Source organism: Paenibacillus amylolyticus (assembly GCF_047302515.1).
Taxonomy (GTDB): domain Bacteria; phylum Bacillota; class Bacilli; order Paenibacillales; family Paenibacillaceae; genus Paenibacillus; species Paenibacillus amylolyticus_G.
Map to the genome: position 1 here is coordinate 473,245 of NZ_CP168019.1, position 20,871 is coordinate 494,115.

Annotated in this window: 18 protein-coding genes; 16 read left to right on the forward strand and 2 right to left on the reverse strand. The window is 46.3% G+C overall.

What is annotated here, in order from left to right:
- Positions 1–22: 22 nt before the first annotated feature.
- Positions 23–1,147, reverse strand: coding sequence for a tRNA 2-thiouridine(34) synthase MnmA (gene mnmA, locus ACDJ59_RS02205; protein ID WP_413407473.1), 1,125 nt, complete (start codon positions 1,145–1,147; stop codon positions 23–25).
- Between the two features lie 321 nt (positions 1,148–1,468).
- Here mnmA and cymR point away from each other — a divergent pair, with 321 nt between their 5' ends.
- The 15 genes from cymR to ACDJ59_RS02280 all read left to right on the forward strand — a co-directional run bounded on the left by cymR (position 1,469) and on the right by ACDJ59_RS02280 (position 18,090).
- Positions 1,469–1,888, forward strand: a complete 420-nt coding sequence (gene cymR / locus ACDJ59_RS02210; RefSeq protein WP_076212458.1) for a cysteine metabolism transcriptional regulator CymR — start codon at positions 1,469–1,471, stop codon at positions 1,886–1,888.
- A 174-nt stretch (positions 1,889–2,062) separates the two neighbouring features.
- The gene (locus tag ACDJ59_RS02215) at positions 2,063–3,214 is read left to right on the forward strand and encodes a cysteine desulfurase family protein (RefSeq protein WP_413407474.1); all 1,152 of its coding nucleotides are present in this window, start codon (positions 2,063–2,065) and stop codon (positions 3,212–3,214) included.
- 164 nt (positions 3,215–3,378) lie between these two features.
- Entirely contained in the window at positions 3,379–3,900 is a 522-nt protein-coding gene (locus ACDJ59_RS02220; protein WP_017686814.1) for a PRC-barrel domain-containing protein, read from the forward strand.
- A gap of 10 nt (positions 3,901–3,910) precedes the next feature.
- The gene (locus ACDJ59_RS02225) at positions 3,911–4,120 is read left to right on the forward strand and encodes a hypothetical protein (RefSeq protein ID WP_017686815.1); all 210 of its coding nucleotides are present in this window, start codon (positions 3,911–3,913) and stop codon (positions 4,118–4,120) included.
- Between the two features lie 296 nt (positions 4,121–4,416).
- The gene (locus ACDJ59_RS02230; RefSeq protein WP_413407475.1) at positions 4,417–5,484 is read left to right on the forward strand and encodes an AI-2E family transporter; all 1,068 of its coding nucleotides are present in this window, start codon (positions 4,417–4,419) and stop codon (positions 5,482–5,484) included.
- A gap of 435 nt (positions 5,485–5,919) precedes the next feature.
- Positions 5,920–8,550: an alanine--tRNA ligase gene (gene alaS, locus ACDJ59_RS02235; RefSeq protein ID WP_047844067.1), complete on the forward strand. Its 2,631-nt coding sequence runs from the start codon at positions 5,920–5,922 to the stop codon at positions 8,548–8,550.
- 242 nt (positions 8,551–8,792) lie between these two features.
- Entirely contained in the window at positions 8,793–9,053 is a 261-nt protein-coding gene (locus tag ACDJ59_RS02240; RefSeq protein ID WP_036616950.1) for an IreB family regulatory phosphoprotein, read from the forward strand.
- A gap of 128 nt (positions 9,054–9,181) precedes the next feature.
- Positions 9,182–9,598, forward strand: a complete 417-nt coding sequence (ruvX, locus tag ACDJ59_RS02245; RefSeq protein ID WP_340399215.1) for a Holliday junction resolvase RuvX — start codon at positions 9,182–9,184, stop codon at positions 9,596–9,598.
- Positions 9,599–9,610: 12 nt separating this feature from the next.
- Positions 9,611–9,910 (forward strand): DUF1292 domain-containing protein, encoded by a 300-nt coding sequence (locus ACDJ59_RS02250; protein WP_017686820.1) that lies wholly within the window; start codon positions 9,611–9,613, stop codon positions 9,908–9,910.
- A complete protein-coding gene (locus ACDJ59_RS02255) occupies positions 9,911–10,225 on the forward strand; it encodes a DUF1292 domain-containing protein (RefSeq protein ID WP_047844066.1) in 315 nt (104 codons plus the stop codon). It begins immediately after the preceding gene.
- A gap of 76 nt (positions 10,226–10,301) precedes the next feature.
- Entirely contained in the window at positions 10,302–11,342 is a 1,041-nt protein-coding gene (mltG, locus tag ACDJ59_RS02260; RefSeq protein WP_413407478.1) for an endolytic transglycosylase MltG, read from the forward strand.
- Between the two features lie 14 nt (positions 11,343–11,356).
- On the forward strand, positions 11,357–12,286 hold the full coding sequence (locus ACDJ59_RS02265; protein ID WP_413407479.1) for a peptidase U32 family protein: 930 nt from the start codon (positions 11,357–11,359) through the stop codon (positions 12,284–12,286).
- Positions 12,287–12,303: 17 nt separating this feature from the next.
- The gene (locus ACDJ59_RS02270) at positions 12,304–13,632 is read left to right on the forward strand and encodes a peptidase U32 family protein (protein WP_413407480.1); all 1,329 of its coding nucleotides are present in this window, start codon (positions 12,304–12,306) and stop codon (positions 13,630–13,632) included.
- Positions 13,633–13,866: 234 nt separating this feature from the next.
- The gene (locus ACDJ59_RS02275) at positions 13,867–16,155 is read left to right on the forward strand and encodes a methyl-accepting chemotaxis protein (protein ID WP_413407481.1); all 2,289 of its coding nucleotides are present in this window, start codon (positions 13,867–13,869) and stop codon (positions 16,153–16,155) included.
- Between the two features lie 93 nt (positions 16,156–16,248).
- Complete coding sequence (locus ACDJ59_RS02280; RefSeq protein WP_413407482.1) at positions 16,249–18,090, forward strand: peptidoglycan D,D-transpeptidase FtsI family protein; 1,842 nt, start codon at positions 16,249–16,251, stop codon at positions 18,088–18,090.
- Here ACDJ59_RS02280 and ACDJ59_RS02285 read toward each other — a convergent pair.
- Positions 18,069–19,265 (reverse strand): AI-2E family transporter, encoded by a 1,197-nt coding sequence (locus ACDJ59_RS02285; protein WP_413407483.1) that lies wholly within the window; start codon positions 19,263–19,265, stop codon positions 18,069–18,071. The two genes, ACDJ59_RS02280 and ACDJ59_RS02285, sit on opposite strands and share 22 nt — an antisense overlap.
- A 174-nt stretch (positions 19,266–19,439) precedes the next feature.
- Here ACDJ59_RS02285 and ACDJ59_RS02290 point away from each other — a divergent pair, with 174 nt between their 5' ends.
- On the forward strand, positions 19,440–20,843 hold the full coding sequence (locus ACDJ59_RS02290) for a polysaccharide deacetylase family protein (protein WP_413407484.1): 1,404 nt from the start codon (positions 19,440–19,442) through the stop codon (positions 20,841–20,843).
- Positions 20,844–20,871 lie beyond the last annotated feature (28 nt).

The following is a 20,871-nucleotide window of genomic DNA, read 5'->3' on the forward strand; positions in this document are numbered from 1 at the left end:
GCATTTTAATGGACAAGCTCTATTATTGCATTGCGGGTACAGGTACTTTTTGCACCTGATCGATCGTACCCCCACCCAGGCAGACCTCTCCGTCGTAGAAAACAACGGCTTGTCCTGGCGTGATGGCTTTTTGCTGCTGGTCAAATTGTACATCCACACTTCCATCTACCTGCCAGGTCAATGTTACACCTTGATCCGGCTGACGATAGCGGAATTTGGCAGTACAACGGTATGGCACATTAGGCATGTGCTCTGCACCAGCAATCCAGTTCACACCCGTTGCGGTAAGACCAGTGGAGTACAGGCTTGCATGGGCATCGCCCTGAACAACAAGCAGTTGATTCTTCTCCAGGTTCTTGTCTGCAACGAACCAGGGTTCACCATTGCCGGAACCACCAATGCCAAGACCTTGGCGCTGTCCAAGTGTGTAGTACATCAGACCGTCGTGGCGACCTTTGACTTCACCGGTTGCGATATCAACCATGTCTCCACCTTTGGCAGGCAGATAGTTACTCAGGAACTCTTTGAAATTACGCTCACCGATGAAGCAGACACCTGTGCTGTCTTTTTTCTTGGCAGTATACAAACCAGCCGCTTCTGCGATTTTGCGTACTTCCGGTTTGGGCAGATGACCAATCGGGAACATGGCTTTGGACAGCTGGTTCTGATTGAGTGCGTTAAGGAAATACGTTTGATCCTTATTGTTGTCCACACCACGAAGCAACTTGAGTGTGCCATCTTCTTCAATCAGGCGAGCATAGTGTCCTGTAGCTACATAATCTGCGCCGAGATCTAGAGCTTTGTTCAGGAATTCACCAAATTTGATCTCACGATTACACATGACATCCGGATTTGGCGTGCGGCCCGACTTATATTCATCAAGGAAATAGGTAAATACTTTATCAAAATACTCTTTCTCGAAGTTGACAGTGTAGTAAGGAATGCCGATCTGTTCGCATACACGGCGTACATCCTCTGAATCTTCTTCAGCGGTACAGTGGCCGAACTCGTCGGTGTCATCCCAGTTTTTCATGAAAATGCCGATGACATCGTACCCTTGCTCTTTCAGCAGCAGTGCGGTAACTGAAGAATCGACACCTCCGGACATGCCAACGACGACCCGTGTATTTTCAATTGTTTTGGACATCGTTATCACCATTTCTATATATAAATGTGTTTCGTTTCTTATTCTAGCATAACCGGACTCAAGATACGATACACCCGGCCAATTTTGGATAGTGTCCACCACAGGCGCACATTTTGGAATATCGTCAATCTTTCTTTTCCATAAAGCATGCAGATATGTTAACATTAGCTGAGGGTTATGATCGGAATACGGAGGATTAGAAGGTTTATGCTAATCTCAATGCATCTCCGCTGTGGACAGATCGTGAAACATACGGTCATGGACCATAGGATTAAATATAAAGTTTCCAATCGTTTCTGAAAATTGAAAGAGGTGACTCCTTTGAAAATATCGACAAAAGGCCGTTACGGCCTCACAATCATGATGGAGCTTGCTGCCAGAACAGGCGAAGGCCCTACATCACTTAAAAGCATTGCCGAGCGCAACCAGCTTTCGGAGCATTACCTGGAGCAACTGATCGCTCCACTGCGTAATGCAGGACTAGTGAAGAGCATTAGAGGTGCTTACGGCGGTTATATCCTTGCGGGTGATCCTGCAACCGTGACTGCAGGCGATGTAATCCGTGTACTGGAAGGGCCAATCTCTCCAGTGGATTTCACAGAGGAAGATGATCCGGCGAAACGTGATCTATGGTTGCGTATCCGTGACGGCATTGCGGAAGTGTTGGATTCCACAACACTGAAAGACCTCATTACCTTCCAAGATCAGGACAAAAAAGACAGCTACATGTTCTATATTTAACAAGGACTGCGATGAGCATGACATGGTAACATACTTGAGCCCCCATTTGGGGGCTTTATCCATGCCATAACATATGTTTTTACAATGGCTTGCGGTTGGTGAGCATATAAGGCTACGAAACATATTCCATAACAGAAAAATAAGATAATTTAACATATAACGGGGTGAAGATAAATGAAACGAATTTATTTGGATCACGCCGCATCGACACCTATGCATCCACAAGTCGCAGAAGCGATGATGAACGTCATGACAGGACAATTTGGCAATGCATCAAGTATCCATGCCTTTGGGCGTGAGGCCAAACGGACTGTCAGCGGAGCAAGGGATGTCATTGCGGCGTCTTTGGGCTGTTTCCCGGACGAATTGGTATTCACCGGAGGCGGCACGGAGAGCGACAATCTGGCAATCTTTGGAGCAGTGGTATCCAGGCAGGAGAAGGGGAAACACGTCATTACAACCGCAATTGAGCACCATGCTGTCTTGCATACGTGTCAGGAATTGGAGCGGCAAGGTTATGAAGTAACCTATCTATCTGTGGATCGTCATGGACGAATAAATCTGGATGAGTTGCAAGAGGCCATTCGGCCGGATACGGTGCTGATTACCATGATGTATGCCAACAATGAAGTGGGCACCATTCAGCCGATTCGCGAGGTAGGTGAGCTTGCCCGTCAGCATAATATCCTTTTCCATACCGATGCGGTTCAGGCTCTGGGCAGCCAGAATATTTCCTGTAAGGAACTGCCTGTGGATCTGATCAGCTTCTCTGCGCATAAAATCAACGGACCTCAGGGCGTGGGTGCACTCTATGTACGGCGAGGAATTGTGCTGGAAGCAAGAGCTCACGGTGGGTTGCAAGAGCGTCAGCGTCGGGCTGGTACGGAAAATATCGCAGGTATTACCGGATTTGCAGAGGCTCTCAAAATTGCATCAGCACAGACGGAGGTGCATCGTCAGCATGATTTGGAATTGCGTAAACTTTTGTTGGAACAGCTTGAAATTCATGTGGGTACGGAGCACTTTCACGTGAATGGACACCTGGAACATACGCTGCCAAACATCCTGAATATCAGCTTTCCGGAAGTGTCCACAGAGACGATGTTAATGAATCTGGATATGGAAGGGATTGCTGTTGCAAGCGGTTCTGCCTGTACTTCCGGTTCACTTGAAGTCTCTCATGTGCTCAAATCGATGAAATTGCCTGAAACATTTTTACACTCTGCGATTCGATTTAGCTGGGGATTGGGTAATACTACGGAAGAAATCATGATAACCGCCGAAAAAATTGGAACCATTCTTGGACGACTGCGTAATAGACCCTAAGGGGAACTTTACACATGGAACAGAAGGAGGGAAGAAGTTCCATTTCATCGGTTGGATAGAAGCGGTTTTGATGATCGGCGTCTGATTGCCACTCATCAACTTTGGGCATACCTAGCAATAGCGCCGCGCCTATTTAATGATAAGAAGATGAGGGGGACCCAACGATGAAGCTTCAGGAAATGATCGGACTTGCCGTTTTTGATGTTGAGGACGGGAAGCAGGTCGGTAAAATCCAGGATTTCATTGTGAATGATGATTGGGAGATCGAAGGCATTGAGCTTGAGAACAAAGGTCTGTTTACCAATCATGTCAAAATCGTGCAGTGGCAAGATATCGTTGCCTACGGCGAAGATGCCGTCATGATCCGTAATCAACAGGCTGTCCGCAAGACGGGAGCCGACGACATAAAATACACGTACCTCCTCGGTCGGTCTAAATTGAAGGAGATGTCCGTGCTCACCGAAGAAGGTTTGCTGCTTGGGCGTGTCTCCGATGTTTATTTTGACCAAGAGTTGGGAAATACAATAATAGGGATTGAAATTACGGACGGTTTTGTGTCCGATCTGATCGAGGGCCGCAAATGGCTGCCATGTACAAGCGATATGTCCATCGGGGAAAGTGCCATTATGGTGCCGTCTCTGAGTGAACAACGCTTGGAAAATGCCATTCATTCTGTTAATGGATAGGTGAATGAATATGAAATGTCCAAACTGTAGTTCCAAAGATATCGGGAAAATTGGTTCCCACCAGTTTTATTGCTGGGGATGCTTTATCGAATTAACGGTGAACGGTGAGAAAATGTCTGTATATCAGGTGGAAGAAGACGGTACGCTGAGTTCCCTGGATGATCTGTTTTTCGGGGACGAGCTGCCACAAGACTTCCCTCATCTTCACGCTTCTTCTTAAGAAGCAGAATAACTTCCTCTATATGCGGTTTCATGACAATGTCTGTCATGGGAGACTGTCGTTAATTGTTGGCAGATGTATATAGATGCGGTTACATAGTGGTTCGGCTGGTGTATGTATGATTATATGCTAACCTGTACTGCAAAATGCGCTTCCTTCTCTGATGAAGGAGGCGTTTTTTGGGTTTGAGGAAAAAATGTTCGGATTGCTCCTTTCCACTTCTGCGCTGTGTTAATAAATTTTACCTTTCCTACATATACTGACTCTCAGAGCCAGTCCAATAAGGAGAGATGCAAGTGGAGCAATTAACCAAAAACAAGCTGTTCCGTTACGCGATCTGGCTGCTGCTCGGATTAATCATTTTATATTTTATCTGGCTGCTGCGGCCTTTACTGCTTCACATATATGCGTTCCTGAAAACAGTGCTGGCGCCCTTTATCGTAGCCCTTATCATATCCTATGTACTTAATCCGATTGTCAGCATGCTGGGAGGGCGCAAGGTGCCGCGTACGATTGCGGTACTACTCATATATGCCTTTTTCCTGACCTGCCTCGGTGTCATTCTGATGAATGTCATTCCGGTATTGATTGAACAGCTGGGGGAACTCAACGAGCATATGCCGGAACTGTCCATGCGTGCCCAGAGCCTGATGAACAATATGGATCACAAATTAATGCCGCCAAGTGTGCGAACAGGCATGAACAGCTGGTTTTTTCAGATGGAGGATCGACTAACTCAGGGAATTACCGTGTTAATGGACAATATCGGGGCGACCATTAATGTGTTATTCAATGTGTTTATCGTGCCATTTCTGATCTTTTATATGTTAAAAGACTTTGAGGTGTTTGAGCGCACGATTGTGGCGTATCTTCCGCGTTCACGTCGGAAAGCGATTGTCTCGGTAATGAAAGAGATCGATACTGCACTGGGGAACTACATTCGGGGACAGTTTATTGTCTGTGTCATTGTTGGTATCTTTGCCTACATTGGTTATATCGTCATTGATATGCCGTATGCCCTGCTGCTTGCAAGCATTGTAGCTGTGTTTAACATTGTGCCCTACTTGGGGCCGTTCCTTGGAGCTGCTCCTGCTGTGGTCATGGCATCAACCGTGTCGTTTAAAATGGTGTTACTTGTTGTCATTGTGAACACACTGTGCCAGGTGCTGGAGAGCAACGTTATTTCTCCTCAGGTGGTGGGACGTACGTTGCATCTGCATCCACTGTCGATTATATTTGCACTGCTCGTCGGAGGCGAACTGGCAGGCATTGTAGGTTTAATTTTGGCAGTACCCGTTTTTGCCGTGCTGAAGGTGATTGTGCAACACTTTTTCGCCTATTACATCAAACGAAGGACCGTCTAAATAGCAAGGTTAAAACATCAACGAGGCCGCGTTGACACCCGCTTGTGCTACCGATATAATGAGTGTGTATGTTGAGAATACGAAATCGATGATGAAATAAAGTACGCCGAGGGTTCCTTTCCTCAGAGAATAGACTTCATCGGATCAGGGTGAGCCTGAACTGATGGCTGGAAGAGTCTTGAAAGATGAAGCGGCGGAAAGCTAATTTCGGAGTGCAGGACAACCCTGCCGGGAGCGACCGTTATTTCGCATGAACGAGGAGATTGTTTGTTTGTCCGGGCAGCAAGGGATAAACAGCAATAACCAGGGTGGTACCGCGATAACATCGTCCCTGATTATTCAGGGGCGTTTTTTGTGTTTATTTTTACAAAAACAATGTTGACCAACCGGAGCGAATACGCAACGGACTATTATAATTTAATGGGGGCATCCAGTATGAAAGCTAGTGAAATCCGGTCCAAATGGATAGAGTTTTTTGCAAGTAAAGGTCACAAAATCGAGCCGAGCGCATCGCTCGTGCCTCACAACGATCCTTCTCTTCTGTGGATCAATGCAGGTATGGCACCGCTCAAACCATATTTTGACGGACGTGAGAAGCCGGAGAACCCGCGTCTAGCGAACTCCCAAAAATGTATCCGTACCAATGATATCGAGAATGTTGGTAAAACGCGTCGTCACCATACGTTCTTCGAAATGCTTGGCAACTTCTCTATTGGAGATTACTTCAAGGAAGAGACGGTTACTTGGGCGTGGGAATTCTTGACCAGCAAAGAGTGGATCGGATTCGATCCGGAACGTCTTTCCGTAACGGTATATCCGGAAGATGAAGAAGCTTTCAAACTGTGGAACGAAAAAGTAGGACTGCCTGCTGAGCGTATCATTAAATTGGATGAAAACTTCTGGGATATCGGCGAAGGCCCATGTGGACCTTGTACCGAGATCTTCTATGACCGCGGCGAAGCTTACGGAAACGACATGAGTGATCCTGAAATGTATCCAGGTGGGGAAAACGAACGTTACCTGGAAGTATGGAACCTGGTATTCTCCCAGTTCAACCATAACAAAGATGGTAGCTACACACCGCTTCCTAACAAAAACATTGATACAGGTGCAGGTTTGGAGCGTTTTGCTTCCATTCTGCAAAATGTGGATTCCAACTTCGACACAGACCTGTTCCAACCGATGATTCAAAGAACAGCCGCTCTTGCGGGTGTGAAATATAACGACAGCGTAGAGATTGATGTTGCATTGAAAGTCATTGCCGATCATATCCGTACGGTTGCTTTTGCAGTAGGTGATGGCGTTCTGCCAAGTAATGAAGGACGTGGATATGTCATCCGTCGCTTGCTTCGCCGTGCAGTTCGTTATGGAAAAGTGCTTGGACTTGACCGTCCATTCCTGTATGAATTGACAACAACCGTTGGTGAAGTGATGGGCATGTACTACCCTGAGGTAGTAGACAAACAGGAGTTCATCGCCAAAGTAATCAAAACCGAGGAAGAGCGTTTCCACGAAACACTCACAGATGGTCTGGCTATTCTGGCTGATATCAGCGGCACAGCCAAATCCGAAGGACGCACCGTTATTAGCGGCCCTGAAGCTTTCAAGCTGTATGATACGTACGGTTTCCCGTTTGACCTGACAGAAGATTATGCTGCAGAGCATGGACTGACTGTGGATCGTGAAGGTTTTGATGCTTCTATGCAGAAACAACGTGAGCTTGGACGTGCTGGACGTCAAGAGAACGAGAGCATGAAAGTTCAAGGCGGACCACTTGCTGACCTGGAGGTTAAAAGCGAGTTTGTTGGTTATACTGACCTGTTGACGGAAGCAAAAGTGGTAGCCATCGTAGCTGGTGACGCCCTTGTTGAATCTGTAGGCGAAGGACAGACGTGTCAGGTTGTTCTGGACAAGACTCCATTCTACGCGGAAAGTGGCGGTCAAGTGAGTGATCAGGGCTTGCTGCGAGGTGCTGGTGTAACAGCAAAAGTACAAGGTTTGTTCAAAGCTCCACTTGGACAACATGTACATCTGGTGACTGTGGAGTCTGGTGAACTGCGTGTAGGCGATGTGATCAATGCCGAAGTAGACTCAGCGAAACGTGGCGACATTATCAAAAACCATACGGCTACCCACTTGCTGCACAAGGCACTCAAAGATGTGCTCGGAACTCACGTAAACCAGGCGGGGTCGCTCGTAGAGCCACAGCGTCTGCGGTTTGACTTCTCTCACTTCGGTAGTATTACGCCGGAAGAGTTGACAGAAATTGAGCGTCAGGTGAACGAACAGATCTGGAATCGTCTGAACGTGAACATCGAGCTGAAAGCTATTGATGAAGCCAAAGAAATGGGGGCAATGGCCCTGTTTGGCGAAAAATATGGAGATATTGTACGTGTTGTTCAAGTCGGAGACTACAGTTTGGAACTTTGTGGCGGCTGTCACGTAAATAATACTTCAGAGATCGGAATCTTCAAACTGGTGAGCGAGAGCGGAATTGGCTCCGGCGTACGCCGGATCGAAGCTGTAACTGGCCGCGGCGCATATCTGTATGTGGAAAGCCAGTTGGAACTGCTTAAACAATCAGCAGCACTGCTCAAAGCAAATGTGGCTGATGTACCTAAACGGATTGAAGGTCTGAACCAACAACTGAAAGAAGCAGCCAGAGAGACTGAATCCCTGCAAAGCAAGCTGAGTGCCATGGAAGCGGGTCAATTGACCGATCAAGTGGTACAAGCAGGAAATACACAATTGCTGGCAGCACGCGTAGATGCTCCGAACATGGATGCGCTGCGTACAGTGGCAGATGAGTTGAAAGTAAAATTGCCTAACGCGGTACTCGTATTGGGTGCTCCAGCAGACGGCAAGGTGAATTTTGTTGTAGCAGTACCTGCTGAACAAGTAAAACAAGGATTACACGCAGGCAAAATCGTCAAAGAAGTCGCAGCAATATGCGGCGGCGGTGGCGGTGGCCGTCCAGATATGGCGCAAGCCGGAGGTAAGGATGCGACCAAGCTGGATGAAGCGCTGAAACTGGCAGTTTCGCTGGTTAGCGGGCATAATGCATAAATCCATTGAGTGGCTTTCAATCGTCAAAAAATAAATCGAAATGGTTCTGTTCGTTTATTTTTTGTACCCGAGAGCGTGTGGAATCGAATGATGCAATATGCTGAAGCCAGTAAAGGACAAGCAAAAAACACAATTGCCTTATCCTTTGTTTACTTGTGGCAGTCAGAATATGTTATTATATAAACAGAAATCAATTCGGCAGGACATGGTCCCCATGTTCATGCAGGAGCGAGGTGTCATCAATGGACTCCATGGATAAGACGGTTAAATTTAATGTGAAAGGTGACGAACAGGAAGCATCATCCAAAGAGATTCTTCTCACGGTATATGATGCATTGGTCGATAAGGAGTATAATCCGATCAACCAAATTGTTGGGTATCTGATTTCTGGAGACCCGGCATACATTCCTCGTCACAACAACGCACGTAGTCTGGTCCGTAAAAAGGAGCGCGATGAGCTGATTGAAGAGCTTGTACGTTCCTATCTGGCCAATCACCGGTAATGTACGCCGCTTCCGCTGTGTTGCAGCCTTGCAGGCAGCGGGAAATGAACCGACAGAAGACAGCCTGAAGCTTGAGAAGGCGATTATTTGCAATCGACCTGAGCAGGCCCCAGGATGGGAGAGCATGGATGAAAATATTAGGTTTGGACTATGGGGACCGAAGAATTGGAGTTGCCGCGAGTGACGCCTTCGGTTGGACTGCCCAGGGATTGGAAGTGCTAGAACGCCGCCGTGATGAAGGCGAGTTCACTCGGATTGCCGATCTTGTGCGTGAGCATGAGATTAGTGAGATCGTAGTCGGACTTCCCAAAAACATGAACGGCACCGTAGGACCGCGCGGTGAGATATGCATTGCTTTTGCCGATCGCCTGCGGGATGAACTGAATTTACCTGTTCACCTTTGGGATGAACGGCTGACAACCATGGCAGCAGAACGTACGCTGATTGAAGCGGATGTCAGTCGGAAAAAACGCAAGCAGGTTGTGGACAAAATGGCCGCAAGCTTGATTTTGCAAAATTATTTGGATGCCAATAGTAGAAGGTGAGGGGGATCAACAATGGCTGAAGATCAACTGGGTATGGAAGAAGAAGCGGAAATTATTTACATTGCGGATGACGAGGGTAATGAAGAGGAATTCGAAGTCATCATGAAGTTTGAAGTAGATGGTTCGGAGGCCAAGTACATGATGGTTGCTCCGGTTGAACCTGAAGATGGCGAAACGGATGTATATGCATTCCGTTATGAAGAAGAGGGCGACGATATTAAACTTTTCGTCATCCAAGATGATGCCGAATGGGATATCGTCGAGGAGACGTTTAATACATTTCTTGCTGAAGATGAAGAGGAAGCGAACTAAATGACGGAATATAGCCGCAAAGACCTGAAATGGACAGATTCACTGCGTCTGGCATTCGGTGCTCATGTTGAGCTCGAGGAAGAGAACGGTAAATCACAACCGTATGACTTGTTGGCTGAGTTCGAAGTGAACGGTCAGCAGTACGCGGTGCTCCGCAGTTCGTTGCGACCTTATGACGAGGTTGAACTTCTGCGGGTATCACCTGGAAGTGAAGACCAGATCATGCCAGAGTTAGTTACGATCGACGATGATGATGAGTGGGAGAACATCTCGGAACTGTATGATGAGTGTACACTCCCCATTGACGAAGATTAAATCAGCTTCAAATTGAAGAAACCGGGAGGGCGGAGAAGTCCGCTCTTTTTGGTTGTGTAAAGGAGTTGTTTCTTTTTTGAAAGGGAAAGCAATTGTAGTCATACTGCTTATCATTGTAGTTCTTGCCGGAGGCGCAGGCGGTTACGTATGGAGTATGATACGTCCTGTGGAAGCTTCTACAGAACCAGTCGTATTCGAGATTAAGAGCGGATCGGGAACTTCGAAAATCGCGGATCAGCTTCAAGAAGAAGGCCTTATTCGAAGTGGGTTAACCTTCAAAGGGTATTTAAAGTGGAAGAAACTAGGTTCTAATTTCATGGCGGGTACATATTCTATGAATCCTGGCGTGACATATGATGAGATTGTTAGCAAGCTGAGTAGTGGTGAAGTTGTACCGGAGGAAATGGTGAAATTTACGATTCCGGAGGGTTATAACGTTCTGCAAATGGCGGGTAAGCTTTCTTATGAGCATGTTGTAGATCGGGATGAATTCATCAAGCTGGCCAATGATCCTTCGGCCTTTGATGTAGATATCATCAAAGATATTCCAGTAGATGAAGAACTTCGCTACGTATTGGAAGGGTATCTGTTCCCGGAGACGTACGAGCTGAAAAAGGGAAGTTCCACGCATGATGTGATGCAACGGATGCTGGAAGAATTCCAGACCAAGATTAATTCCATTCCTGATTTGGAAGCCAAGCTCCAGGAAAAGAACCTTTCCCTGCATGAATTGCTGACGATTGCGTCACTCGTGGAGAAAGAAGTTGTAGTGGATGAGGAGCGTGCTCTGGTTGCAGGTGTAATCTACAATCGGATCAATCAGGATATGAAGCTGGAGATTGATGCTACTGTGCAATATCTGCTCGACAGACCGAAGGAACGATTGTTTTTCAAGGATCTAAAGGTGAAAAGTCCCTATAATACGTATCTGAATAAAGGCTTGCCACCCGGTCCAATTGCCAGTCCAAGTCTTCCGTCCATTGAGGCAGCGTTAAATCCGGAAGCTTCGGAGTATCTGTTCTATGTGACAAAAAAGGATGGCTCATCTGGACATCTATTTGCCAAAACGTATAAAGAACACCAGCAAAATATAGCCAAAAGTAAGGCTGCGCAATAAGCGGAGGGGATTATATGAGTAAGAAACATGAACTGCTCGTTACAGCAGCGAATGTGAAAGAGGCAGAAGTGCTGCTCCAGGCTGGAGCAGATGCTCTGGTCATTGGAGATGATCGATTCGGCATGCGTCTTCCAGGCAGCTTTAGCGTGGAAGAGACAGCAGAGGTGGTTGCCATTGCAGCCAAACATCAGGCGCGTGTGTATGTATCCATGACTAATCTGATGTCCAACGAACTGTTGAAAGAATTGCCTGAATATGTTCAAGCACTTGGCAGAATCGGTATTGATGGTGTGGAGTTTAATGATCCATCCGTGCTGGCTACCATGAAGGAATACGCGCCACATGTTAAGCTGCACTGGAATGCGGAGATGACTTCAACGAACTATGCGACAGCCAACTATTGGGGAACCAAGGGAGCGAGTCGTGTTGTGCTTGCCCGTGAGTTGAATATGGACGAGTTGACCGAAATGGTTCCTTTTTTGAAGGTGGAAGCTCAGGTTCAGGTGCATGGTATGACGAATATTTATCATTCCAAGCGTAGTCTGGTGCAAAGTTATATGGCTCATCAAGGACGGCCGGTTGAGGGACATCTGGGAAAAGAACGGGGATTGTTCCTGATCGAGGCTGAACGCCGGGATGAGAAGTTCCCGATCTACGAGGATATTAACGGTACACACATTATGAGCTCAGAGGATATATGTATCCTCGAAGATCTTCATCTGTTGATGGAGGCGGGTGTGCACAGTTTCAAAATTGAAGGTATGTTAAAATCACTTACCTACAATGAAGCGGTTGTACGTGCATATCGGACAGCGATTGACAGTTATGTAGCCGATGCTGACGCATATGCGTTCTATGAAGAGTGGCTCGCTGAGGTGCGGAAGTTACAGGACCCTGAACGTGAATTGTCGTTTGGATTTTTCTATAAAGAACAAGTGTATTAATAGATGAGGTGAACAGAATGGAAACAGTGGCGGTACAGCGGAAGTTTTCGGGGAAACGTAACCGTCTGGACAAACCGGAGTTGCTAGCTCCGGCGGGTAATCTGGAAAAACTGAAATTTGCGATCCATTACGGTGCAGATGCCGTATATATCGGTGGACAGGCCTATGGACTACGTTCCAACGCTGATAACTTCAGCTTTGAAGAGATGCGTGAAGGTGTGGAGTTTGCCAAAAAGTATGGAGCCAAAGTATTCGTAGCGACAAACATCTATGCACATAATGAGGATGTTGAGGGTATCGAAACGTACCTGCAAAACCTCTATAATGCGGGGATCTCTGCGATCATCGTAGCCGATCCGGCTATTATTGAAGTAGCGCTTCGTGCTGTGCCAGGCCTTGAGGTACATCTAAGTACTCAACAATCCACACTCAACTGGCAAGCCGTGAAGTTCTGGAAAGATGAAGGACTTCCACGTGTTGTTCTCGGACGTGAGACCAGCTTTGAAGAGATTGAAGAGATCAAGGCCAATGTGGATATTGAAATTGAAGCCTTTATTCACGGGGCGATGTGTTCCTCGTATTCCGGACGTTGCGTTCTCTCCAACCATTTTACGGATCGGGACTCCAACCGGGGCGGCTGTTGCCAATCTTGTCGCTGGAAGTATGATCTGTTCGAGGATGCGAGAGAAGATACGGTGTGGGTCAGCGAAGAGGACATGCAGATGAAGGCACCTGCGCCATTCAAACTGGGTGAGAACCAGCTTCCCCTGTTCCAGGAACAGGATAATTCATTCTCCATGGGATCTAAGGATCTGTGCATGATTGGTCATATCCCAGAGTTGATTGATGTGGGTGTGGACAGTTTCAAGATCGAAGGACGTATGAAATCGATCCACTATGTGGCAACCGTGGTTAACGTATACCGTCAAGCTATTGATGCCTATATGGCAGACCCGGAAAATTATGTTTTGAAACCTGAATGGGTTGAAGAAATGAACAAAGCGGCAAATCGCCCGTTGAATACCGGATTTTTCTATGACACACCAGACCATGAAGATCATATCTATGAACCGGAAGAAAAGGCTGTACCTTTTGACTTCGCTGGCTTGGTCATGGGGTATGATGCTGAAACAGGAATGGCAACCATTCAACAGCGCAATCACTTCAAACCAGGACAGGAAATCGAATTTTTCGGTCCGGGTGGTCACTTTTTCAAACAGGTCGTCGGTGAAATACAGGATGAAGAAGGCAATGTTCTAGATGTTGCTCGTCACCCGTTGCAACTGATTAAAATGAAGGTAGATCAACCGGTTTCGTACTTCGATATGATGAGAAAAAAGAAGTAGGCTCAAATACCTACAATGTGTCAATATTGTATTATGATTTAACAACATAATGTTATGAAATTTACATGGGGACCTCCGTTTATCGGCAGATGGGGGTCTTTTTTTTATAGAAAAATAGGAATAAAGTTGTAAAATATTTCTGGAAAGTGAAAGGGGAACGAAGAAAGCTGTCGAATACTACATATTTATAGGGGAGAGAAAGAAAAATCCAACAAGTAAATAACTGGCAGGTGAATGGGAATGGTTCAAAAGAAGCAGAAAGACAGTGGGGAGCAAGTGATAAAATCCGAGCAGGTTAACCCTGAGCAGGTTCAGAAAGTGAAGAAAGAAAAAGTAGGTAAAAGTAAAATTACAGGGAATGGGAAAAAATTACTTAAGTTTGACCGTAGTAAATTGAAGCTGGGCTGGATCAAGACCGATTGGGTGAAGAAACAATTTAAAAACCGGGATTGGAAAAACCTTGGAGGTTCTTCTTTCCAACAGATTAAGAAGGCAAATCCGGTTAAATCCGTAGGGGTTAAACTGTTCTTGATCTTTTTTGCGGGAATTATGATTTTTGTAGTGAGTTTAGGTCTATTATCCTATTCGAAGGCCAAAGGTACGATAGAGAAAAATGCCTCGCGTGCCAATCAGGAGACCATTGATCAGACCAAGCAAAAAATGGACATCATTTTAGAGAGGTTTGTCGATACATCCACACAGATTTTCTTTGATCCAGAAATGCAGTCCTTGCTACAAAAAATGTCAGATCAAAATCTGACTGCGTATGATACATTCATAAACTCAAGTTCTATCAACAAGCAACTGTCCAATGTTGCATTTACAAATAAATCTATGGAAGCGATTTATTTGGTACCTACGGACGATACAAAGTCCGTTATGGGTACAGGTAGCAACAGTTCATCCATGGGCAACATTCGCCAGGAAGCATGGTACAGTGAGTTGATTGAGGCGGGCGGTTATCGCTGGCTTCCAACAGAGGTCAAGGAAGATGGCTCAACCCCAACGTTTAAAATTGCACGTTCAATGAAAAACCTGCAGGGAACGACCCAGTCGTATGTTCTGGTTATTGAACTGAAACTGGAAGTTCTGGAGGAACAATTGAAATCGCTTGATCTGGGTCCAGGAGCTGTTCTTCAACTGATTGCTCCGGATAATAAAGTGGTTGCATCCTCCATCTCGGATCGTACGGGACAAGATACAGAGCTTGCATTTGTCAAAGAGTTGACCGAACCAGCAGGTAGTACGAATACGGAGTATATGGTAGATGGAAAATCTACGGAAATGTTGGCTGTATACAGTACGATGGATACATCCAATTGGAAACTGGTTGGTATGATACCTACCTCTGTTTTGGTTCAGGACGCAAAAGGCATTCTGACTCTGACCCTGTGGATGGCACTGATTGATGCGGGGATTGCAGTATTGATCGGGATCTGGATGGTGCGCATGATCGCTCGTCCACTCGGCAAATTGAAAGACCTGATGCAGGAAGGTGCGAAAGGTAATCTTAAAGTTCGTACACCATATAGCTCCCAGGATGAAATTGGTCAGCTCTCATCCGCCTTCAATCTGATGATGGAGCAGATTACTAAGCTGGTTGAACAAACCAATCGTTCTGCGCAGGAAGTATTGGATACGGCCTCTGAGCTGAGCAGTGCATCCAAGAAAACGGCTGTGTCTGCTTCGGAGATTGCCGTAGCTACAGAAGAGATCGCAGGCGGTGCAGGCAGTTTGGCAACCGAAGCGGAACGTGGCAATGAATTAACTGACAATATCTCTCGTCAGATGCAGAGTGTAATCGCTGCTAATGAACAGATGGGTGATTCTGCTCGTCATGTAGAGAAGTCCAGTCAGACAGGAACACAACATCTGAATCAGTTGATGACCAAAACGCAGAAGACAGAAGAAATGATTGGTGCACTGGTGAATAAGGTTGATTCGCTGAAAGAGAGTACGTCTTCTGTTCTGAAAGTGCTTGAAGTGCTGCAAAACATAACGAAACAGACAAATATCCTTTCCCTGAATGCAACCATTGAAGCAGCACGTGCTGGTGCAGCAGGACGCGGATTCATGGTGGTGGCTGATGAGGTTCGTCAGCTCGCGGCTCAATCCAGACAATCCATTGAGATGGTTGGAGAGATTACAGACAAAATCATGACTGAAATGAATGAGACCGTGGATGCTTTGTCGGCAGCCTATCCGTTATTCAAGGAACAGATGGATGCGGTTAAAGACACCAATGTCATCTTTGCTTCCGTACAGGAACAGATGGGTGCATTTGTGGAACGTCTGGGCATGGTGACAGGTTCTATTGGAGATTTAAACAAATCTCAAGGTACTTTGTCTGAAGCCATGAGCAATGTCAGCGCTGTAGCTGAAGAATCTTCTGCAACGTCCCAAGAAGTAGCTTCTTTGAGCAGTGAACAGCAAAATATCAGTAACCAGCTGGTCAATCTGTCTGGCAAACTGGAGAATGTGTCTACTGAACTGAAAGAAACCTTGTCACGCTTTACGGTGTAACAAGCCAAGGTTGAAATGAGGAAAACCTGTCCCGCACATGGGACAGGTTTTCTTTTTGTTTACCGGATAATTCCAAGCCATATCAGCAATAATATGGTCAAAACGACAAAAGGTGAGATTGGGATGCATCTCCTTGCGAAACGGCGAATCTATATAACTTGTATTCTTCTAACTCTTGTCTTTGGATTGCTTATATTACGATTGGGATGGGTCCAGATTGTTCAGGTGAATCAGACGATGCCTGGATCTCACCGGACGGTACGTGAAATGTCTGTATTGCAGCGTGAACGCGGGGTGATGCTTGACCCGGGGCGGGGACAATTTACGGATTACAAGGGTGAGGCGTTGACCGGTAAACTGCAATGGGGATTGGTTCTTTTTCCACAGGCAAGTCCATTAGAGAAATTACGCAAGCAAGGGGCATTAGAAGGCTCCGAGATGATACAGTTGGCAGCTATATTACATACCGATCCGGATCAATTGAAGAAGGAATGGAATCAGGAAAGTATACCTCATTTCTGGACAGCAGGTACACATCAGCCTGTTCATTTGACCGCTGCCCAGGTGGAGCGCCTACGTAGTTTGCACCTGCAAGGAGCTGGCATCTATCCGATGATGACAAGGTATCTTCAGGGGCATACAGGAATGCAGTGGATGGGTTATCTGGCTGAACAGCCTGAGTCCTCCAAAGTTCTGACTAGACATCAGGATGAAGTAAAACAGCCATTTGCTATGAAATCAGGAGCAGCTGGACTGGAGAGGACACTTGAACCCTTGTTAAGGGGAATTGGCCCTACGCTTGTATCACGCATGGTCTCGGGTGGTGGGGAGATTATCCCTGATATTCAGCCACACGTCATTGCACCGACCAATAGCCATTATCCTTTACGAGTAGAAACCACAGTGGATGCTGAGTTACAGCGTGGGTTGGAGGAGTTAACGCAAGAATCTGGATTACAAGAAGGGGCCATTGTTGTGTTAGATGCCGCTAACGCAGATGTTCGCGCCATGATCTCCCGCCCTTTCTATCAGCCACAACATGTGGACCCCAAGCAATCGGCCTGGGGGAATCGTGCAATACAGGGAGCCGTACCGGGTTCCATTTTCAAAATTGTCACTGCGGCTGCTGCTTTGGAGTATCATGCGGTTTCTAACGGAGAAGAATTCCATTGTGGTGGTGAGTACGGAAGATATGGGTTGTCTTGCTGGAAGGAGCATGGGCATGGAGACCTGAATCTGGAGCAAGGATTCGCTGAGTCTTGTAACATCGTATTCGCGGAAACGGCGCGCAGGCTTAGTATGGAACAACTGGAGAACACGGCTGATCGTCTGGGACTCGCGCGTCCGATTGGCTGGGAGGGGAAGCAGATGGCAGGAATGCCTGTGTTACGACACTTTGATCATGAGGATCACGGGCGTGTGAGAACAGAGGCTGTTTCTTCTGCTGATGAAGGTGCGAAAATACAGACAGCAATTGGTCAGCGAGATGTCTTGGTCACACCGCTGCAAGCTGCCAATCTGATCGTTACACTGTTACATGATGGAAAGGTTAGTTCCCCACGTCTCGTTAAGCGCATCCGATATGCGGATGGTGGCACCATGCTGGAATTGCCCTTGCATGATTCACCTTCAGCATCAGGACAGATTGCTCCCGCAACAGCGCATAAACTGTTATCCTGGATGAATAAGGTAGTTCGTGAGGGAACAGGAAAATCCCTACAGCGTGCGCGGTGGCATGTTGCAGGGAAGTCAGGTACAGCTCAGGTACAGAAACATGGGGAGAAGCGTAACAATCAATGGTTCATTGGTTATGGACCGGTAGAACAACCCCAATATGCTGTAGCTGTTCTTGTTCAAAATGTTTCTCCTGACAGCCAACATCAGGCGACGGCTCTCTTCAGGAAGGTGATGGACTATTTGGCTGAGTCCTCATGATCCTTCGCAGGAATGGGACGTTGTACAGTAGATTCGGCAGAATTCGATGAGTCCTTATTAACGGGTGGGTCCATGACTAATGGAGAGGACTCAAATTCATCTTTTGGCAGGTGAATCCACTTTTGCAAGTATCCTTGTTGTAACAGTTCTTTCAGAAGGATCAGAAGCACTGGAGATAACACTACACCAGCCAGGCCAAAGATCGAAAGGGAGATCAGCATAAACGAAAGCATCAAGTACGCCGAGGATACACCAATCGAGTTACCTGATATTTTCGGTTCCAGCAACTGCCGTGTCAGCATCGTTACTGCCAGAATCACAATCAAGCCAATCGCTAGGCTACTATTGCCAATAATGAATAAGTAGACGATCCATGGAATAAATACAACAGGAACGCCAAGCAATGGTACCAGATCAAAAACCGCACAGACTGCTGCAATGGTAAAGGCGTTAGAGGTTCCCAAAATCAACAAACCTGCATAAATCAATACAAACGTAATGAGCATCATGATCATCTGGGCCTTCAGATACGAGCGGATTGTCTTGAACACGTGATTACGCATGAATTCAATAGCTGACTTTAATGTTTTGGGCGTTTTCGCACGGGCGAACTTGCGCCAGGATTCAATCTCGATACTGAGGAAAAATGCCAGAATAATCGCAATTCCGAAGTTCGTAATAAACGAAGAGAATGAACTGAGGAAACCTACGACGAATTGCGCTCCGCTAGTTACCCATTTGGACAGGAACCCGGTCAGGGTTGCAAAATAATCATTCGCTTTTTCCATAACTCCATCAGGGAGAGCGTCTGACTTGTCCTGAATGAATAACACCAGATTGGTGAATTCACGCTGTATCATTTCAATGTATACGGGAAAATTATCTTGAAGATTGGAAATTTGTGAAATGATAATCAAGCCTACCCCAAAAAAGGCAGCGACAATTAATGCAAGAAACAACAAGACGGAGATGGCGGCTCCAAGCGTCTTTGGCAATCCTTTGCGATGTAAAAATTTGGCCAGCGGTTCAATCATCCAATACACAATGAATGATAGAAAGACCGGTGCAGCCACATGGTATAATTGACTGAAACCGTACATGATCACATACACGGTTAATACGAGCAACGCGATGTCAAAGACAGTTCGCCCGTATTTTTTGTAAAGCGGTAGCATGGACATGGCTCCTTTGATGGCAATAATTAGATTGTATTTATTGTACACGATAGCTATCTTTTTGGGAAAACAGGATTCAAGAAAAGTCCGAACTATGATAAAATTAAAGGCGGTTTATTTTAGATAGTGCCATAGTGCACCGTAATTCAGCAGGAGAAGTGGGGAGCTCGCAACATGACAACGATACTTCATAGTATTTTACTGTGGTTATTGTATCTTTCATCTTTTTACGCCTTTATTCCAAGTTTGATCAGCAGGTTTTTTGGTTTTCGTGTATTTCGACGGGGAAGAAGTGATACACAATTTGCATTAACGTTTGACGATGGGCCAGATCCACATTATACGCCAAGATTGCTCGATCTGCTTCGTCAGCATCAAGCAAAAGCCACATTTTTTGTCGTTGGAGAACATGCAGCGAGTCATCCTGAACTCATACAGCGCATACATGAGGAAGGTCATCTTATTGGCATTCATAATTATATTCACAAGACGAACTGGCTCATGCGGCCACGTACCGTTCGAGATCAGATTCAGCGAACAGGTCAGATTATTCATGAAGTAACCGGCGTGAAGACTTGTTATTATCGTCCACCGTGGGGGATTATGAATTTGTTTGATTTTTTCAGCAAGAAAGAACGAAAGATTGTACTGTGGTCTTCCATGTTTGAAGACTGGAGAAGCCGAGTAGGTGCCCAGAGATTAACTGAACGGATGCTGAAGGAACTGAGAGGCGGAGAGGTCATGTTGCTGCATGATCGAGGAACGACCCTTGGTGCTGATGCACACGCGCCGGAGCAGATGCTTCAGGCGCTGGAAGTCGTATTACAGGAAGCTGAACGGCTTGGCCTGCAAAGCGTACGCGTTGATACGTTGATGGGAGGTATCACAGTGAGCGAATCTCAGAACAAAATGCAATTACAGACACCATTGAAACTATGGAAACGAATCGTTGTTGCACTATGGCTGGGCTGGGAGAAGTTGTTCCACTGGGTATATCATCTACGGACGGCTTCACCAGAGGACCCAATGCTGCACTTCAGATCACGTGTATATCACGGAGCACGGGTGGAGATGAATGATGGCCATGTCATTCAAAATGGAGATCCGGTAATAGAACTGCATTTTGACAATCAGAAGTTGTTTGAACTTGGAGTGACGTCACGTTCCAGTATGCATTTGGCTATTCGCATGATTCGGACCATGGAACAGCAATTGCCGGATCTGGCACGCATGGTGGCACTCGAACCTGAGTTACGCTCTGCCAAGGCGATATACGGTGTGAGCATGATTAACAGAGGCCCAGAAAAATTCGGATTTACCATACAAGAATTGCCTCCTGGACCGTTCAGTGCTGCATCCAAAGTATACTTGAAGCTGCTGTTAAGTGTAATCCACCCGGCAGGAACCAAACGTCTGAAACAGCGTACAGAACAACTGGTACCCAAGATGATTGCCATGCCGCTGGATCTATTGTTGGAACGTTACGGTCAACATATGATGCAGGTGGCAGCAACGGTAGAAGAATCCAGAGATGAATCGTTGTTAATTGAACAAGAGATACTGCCAGAGCGGAACTAAACGGACTGAATACACCAACCAGCAAAAG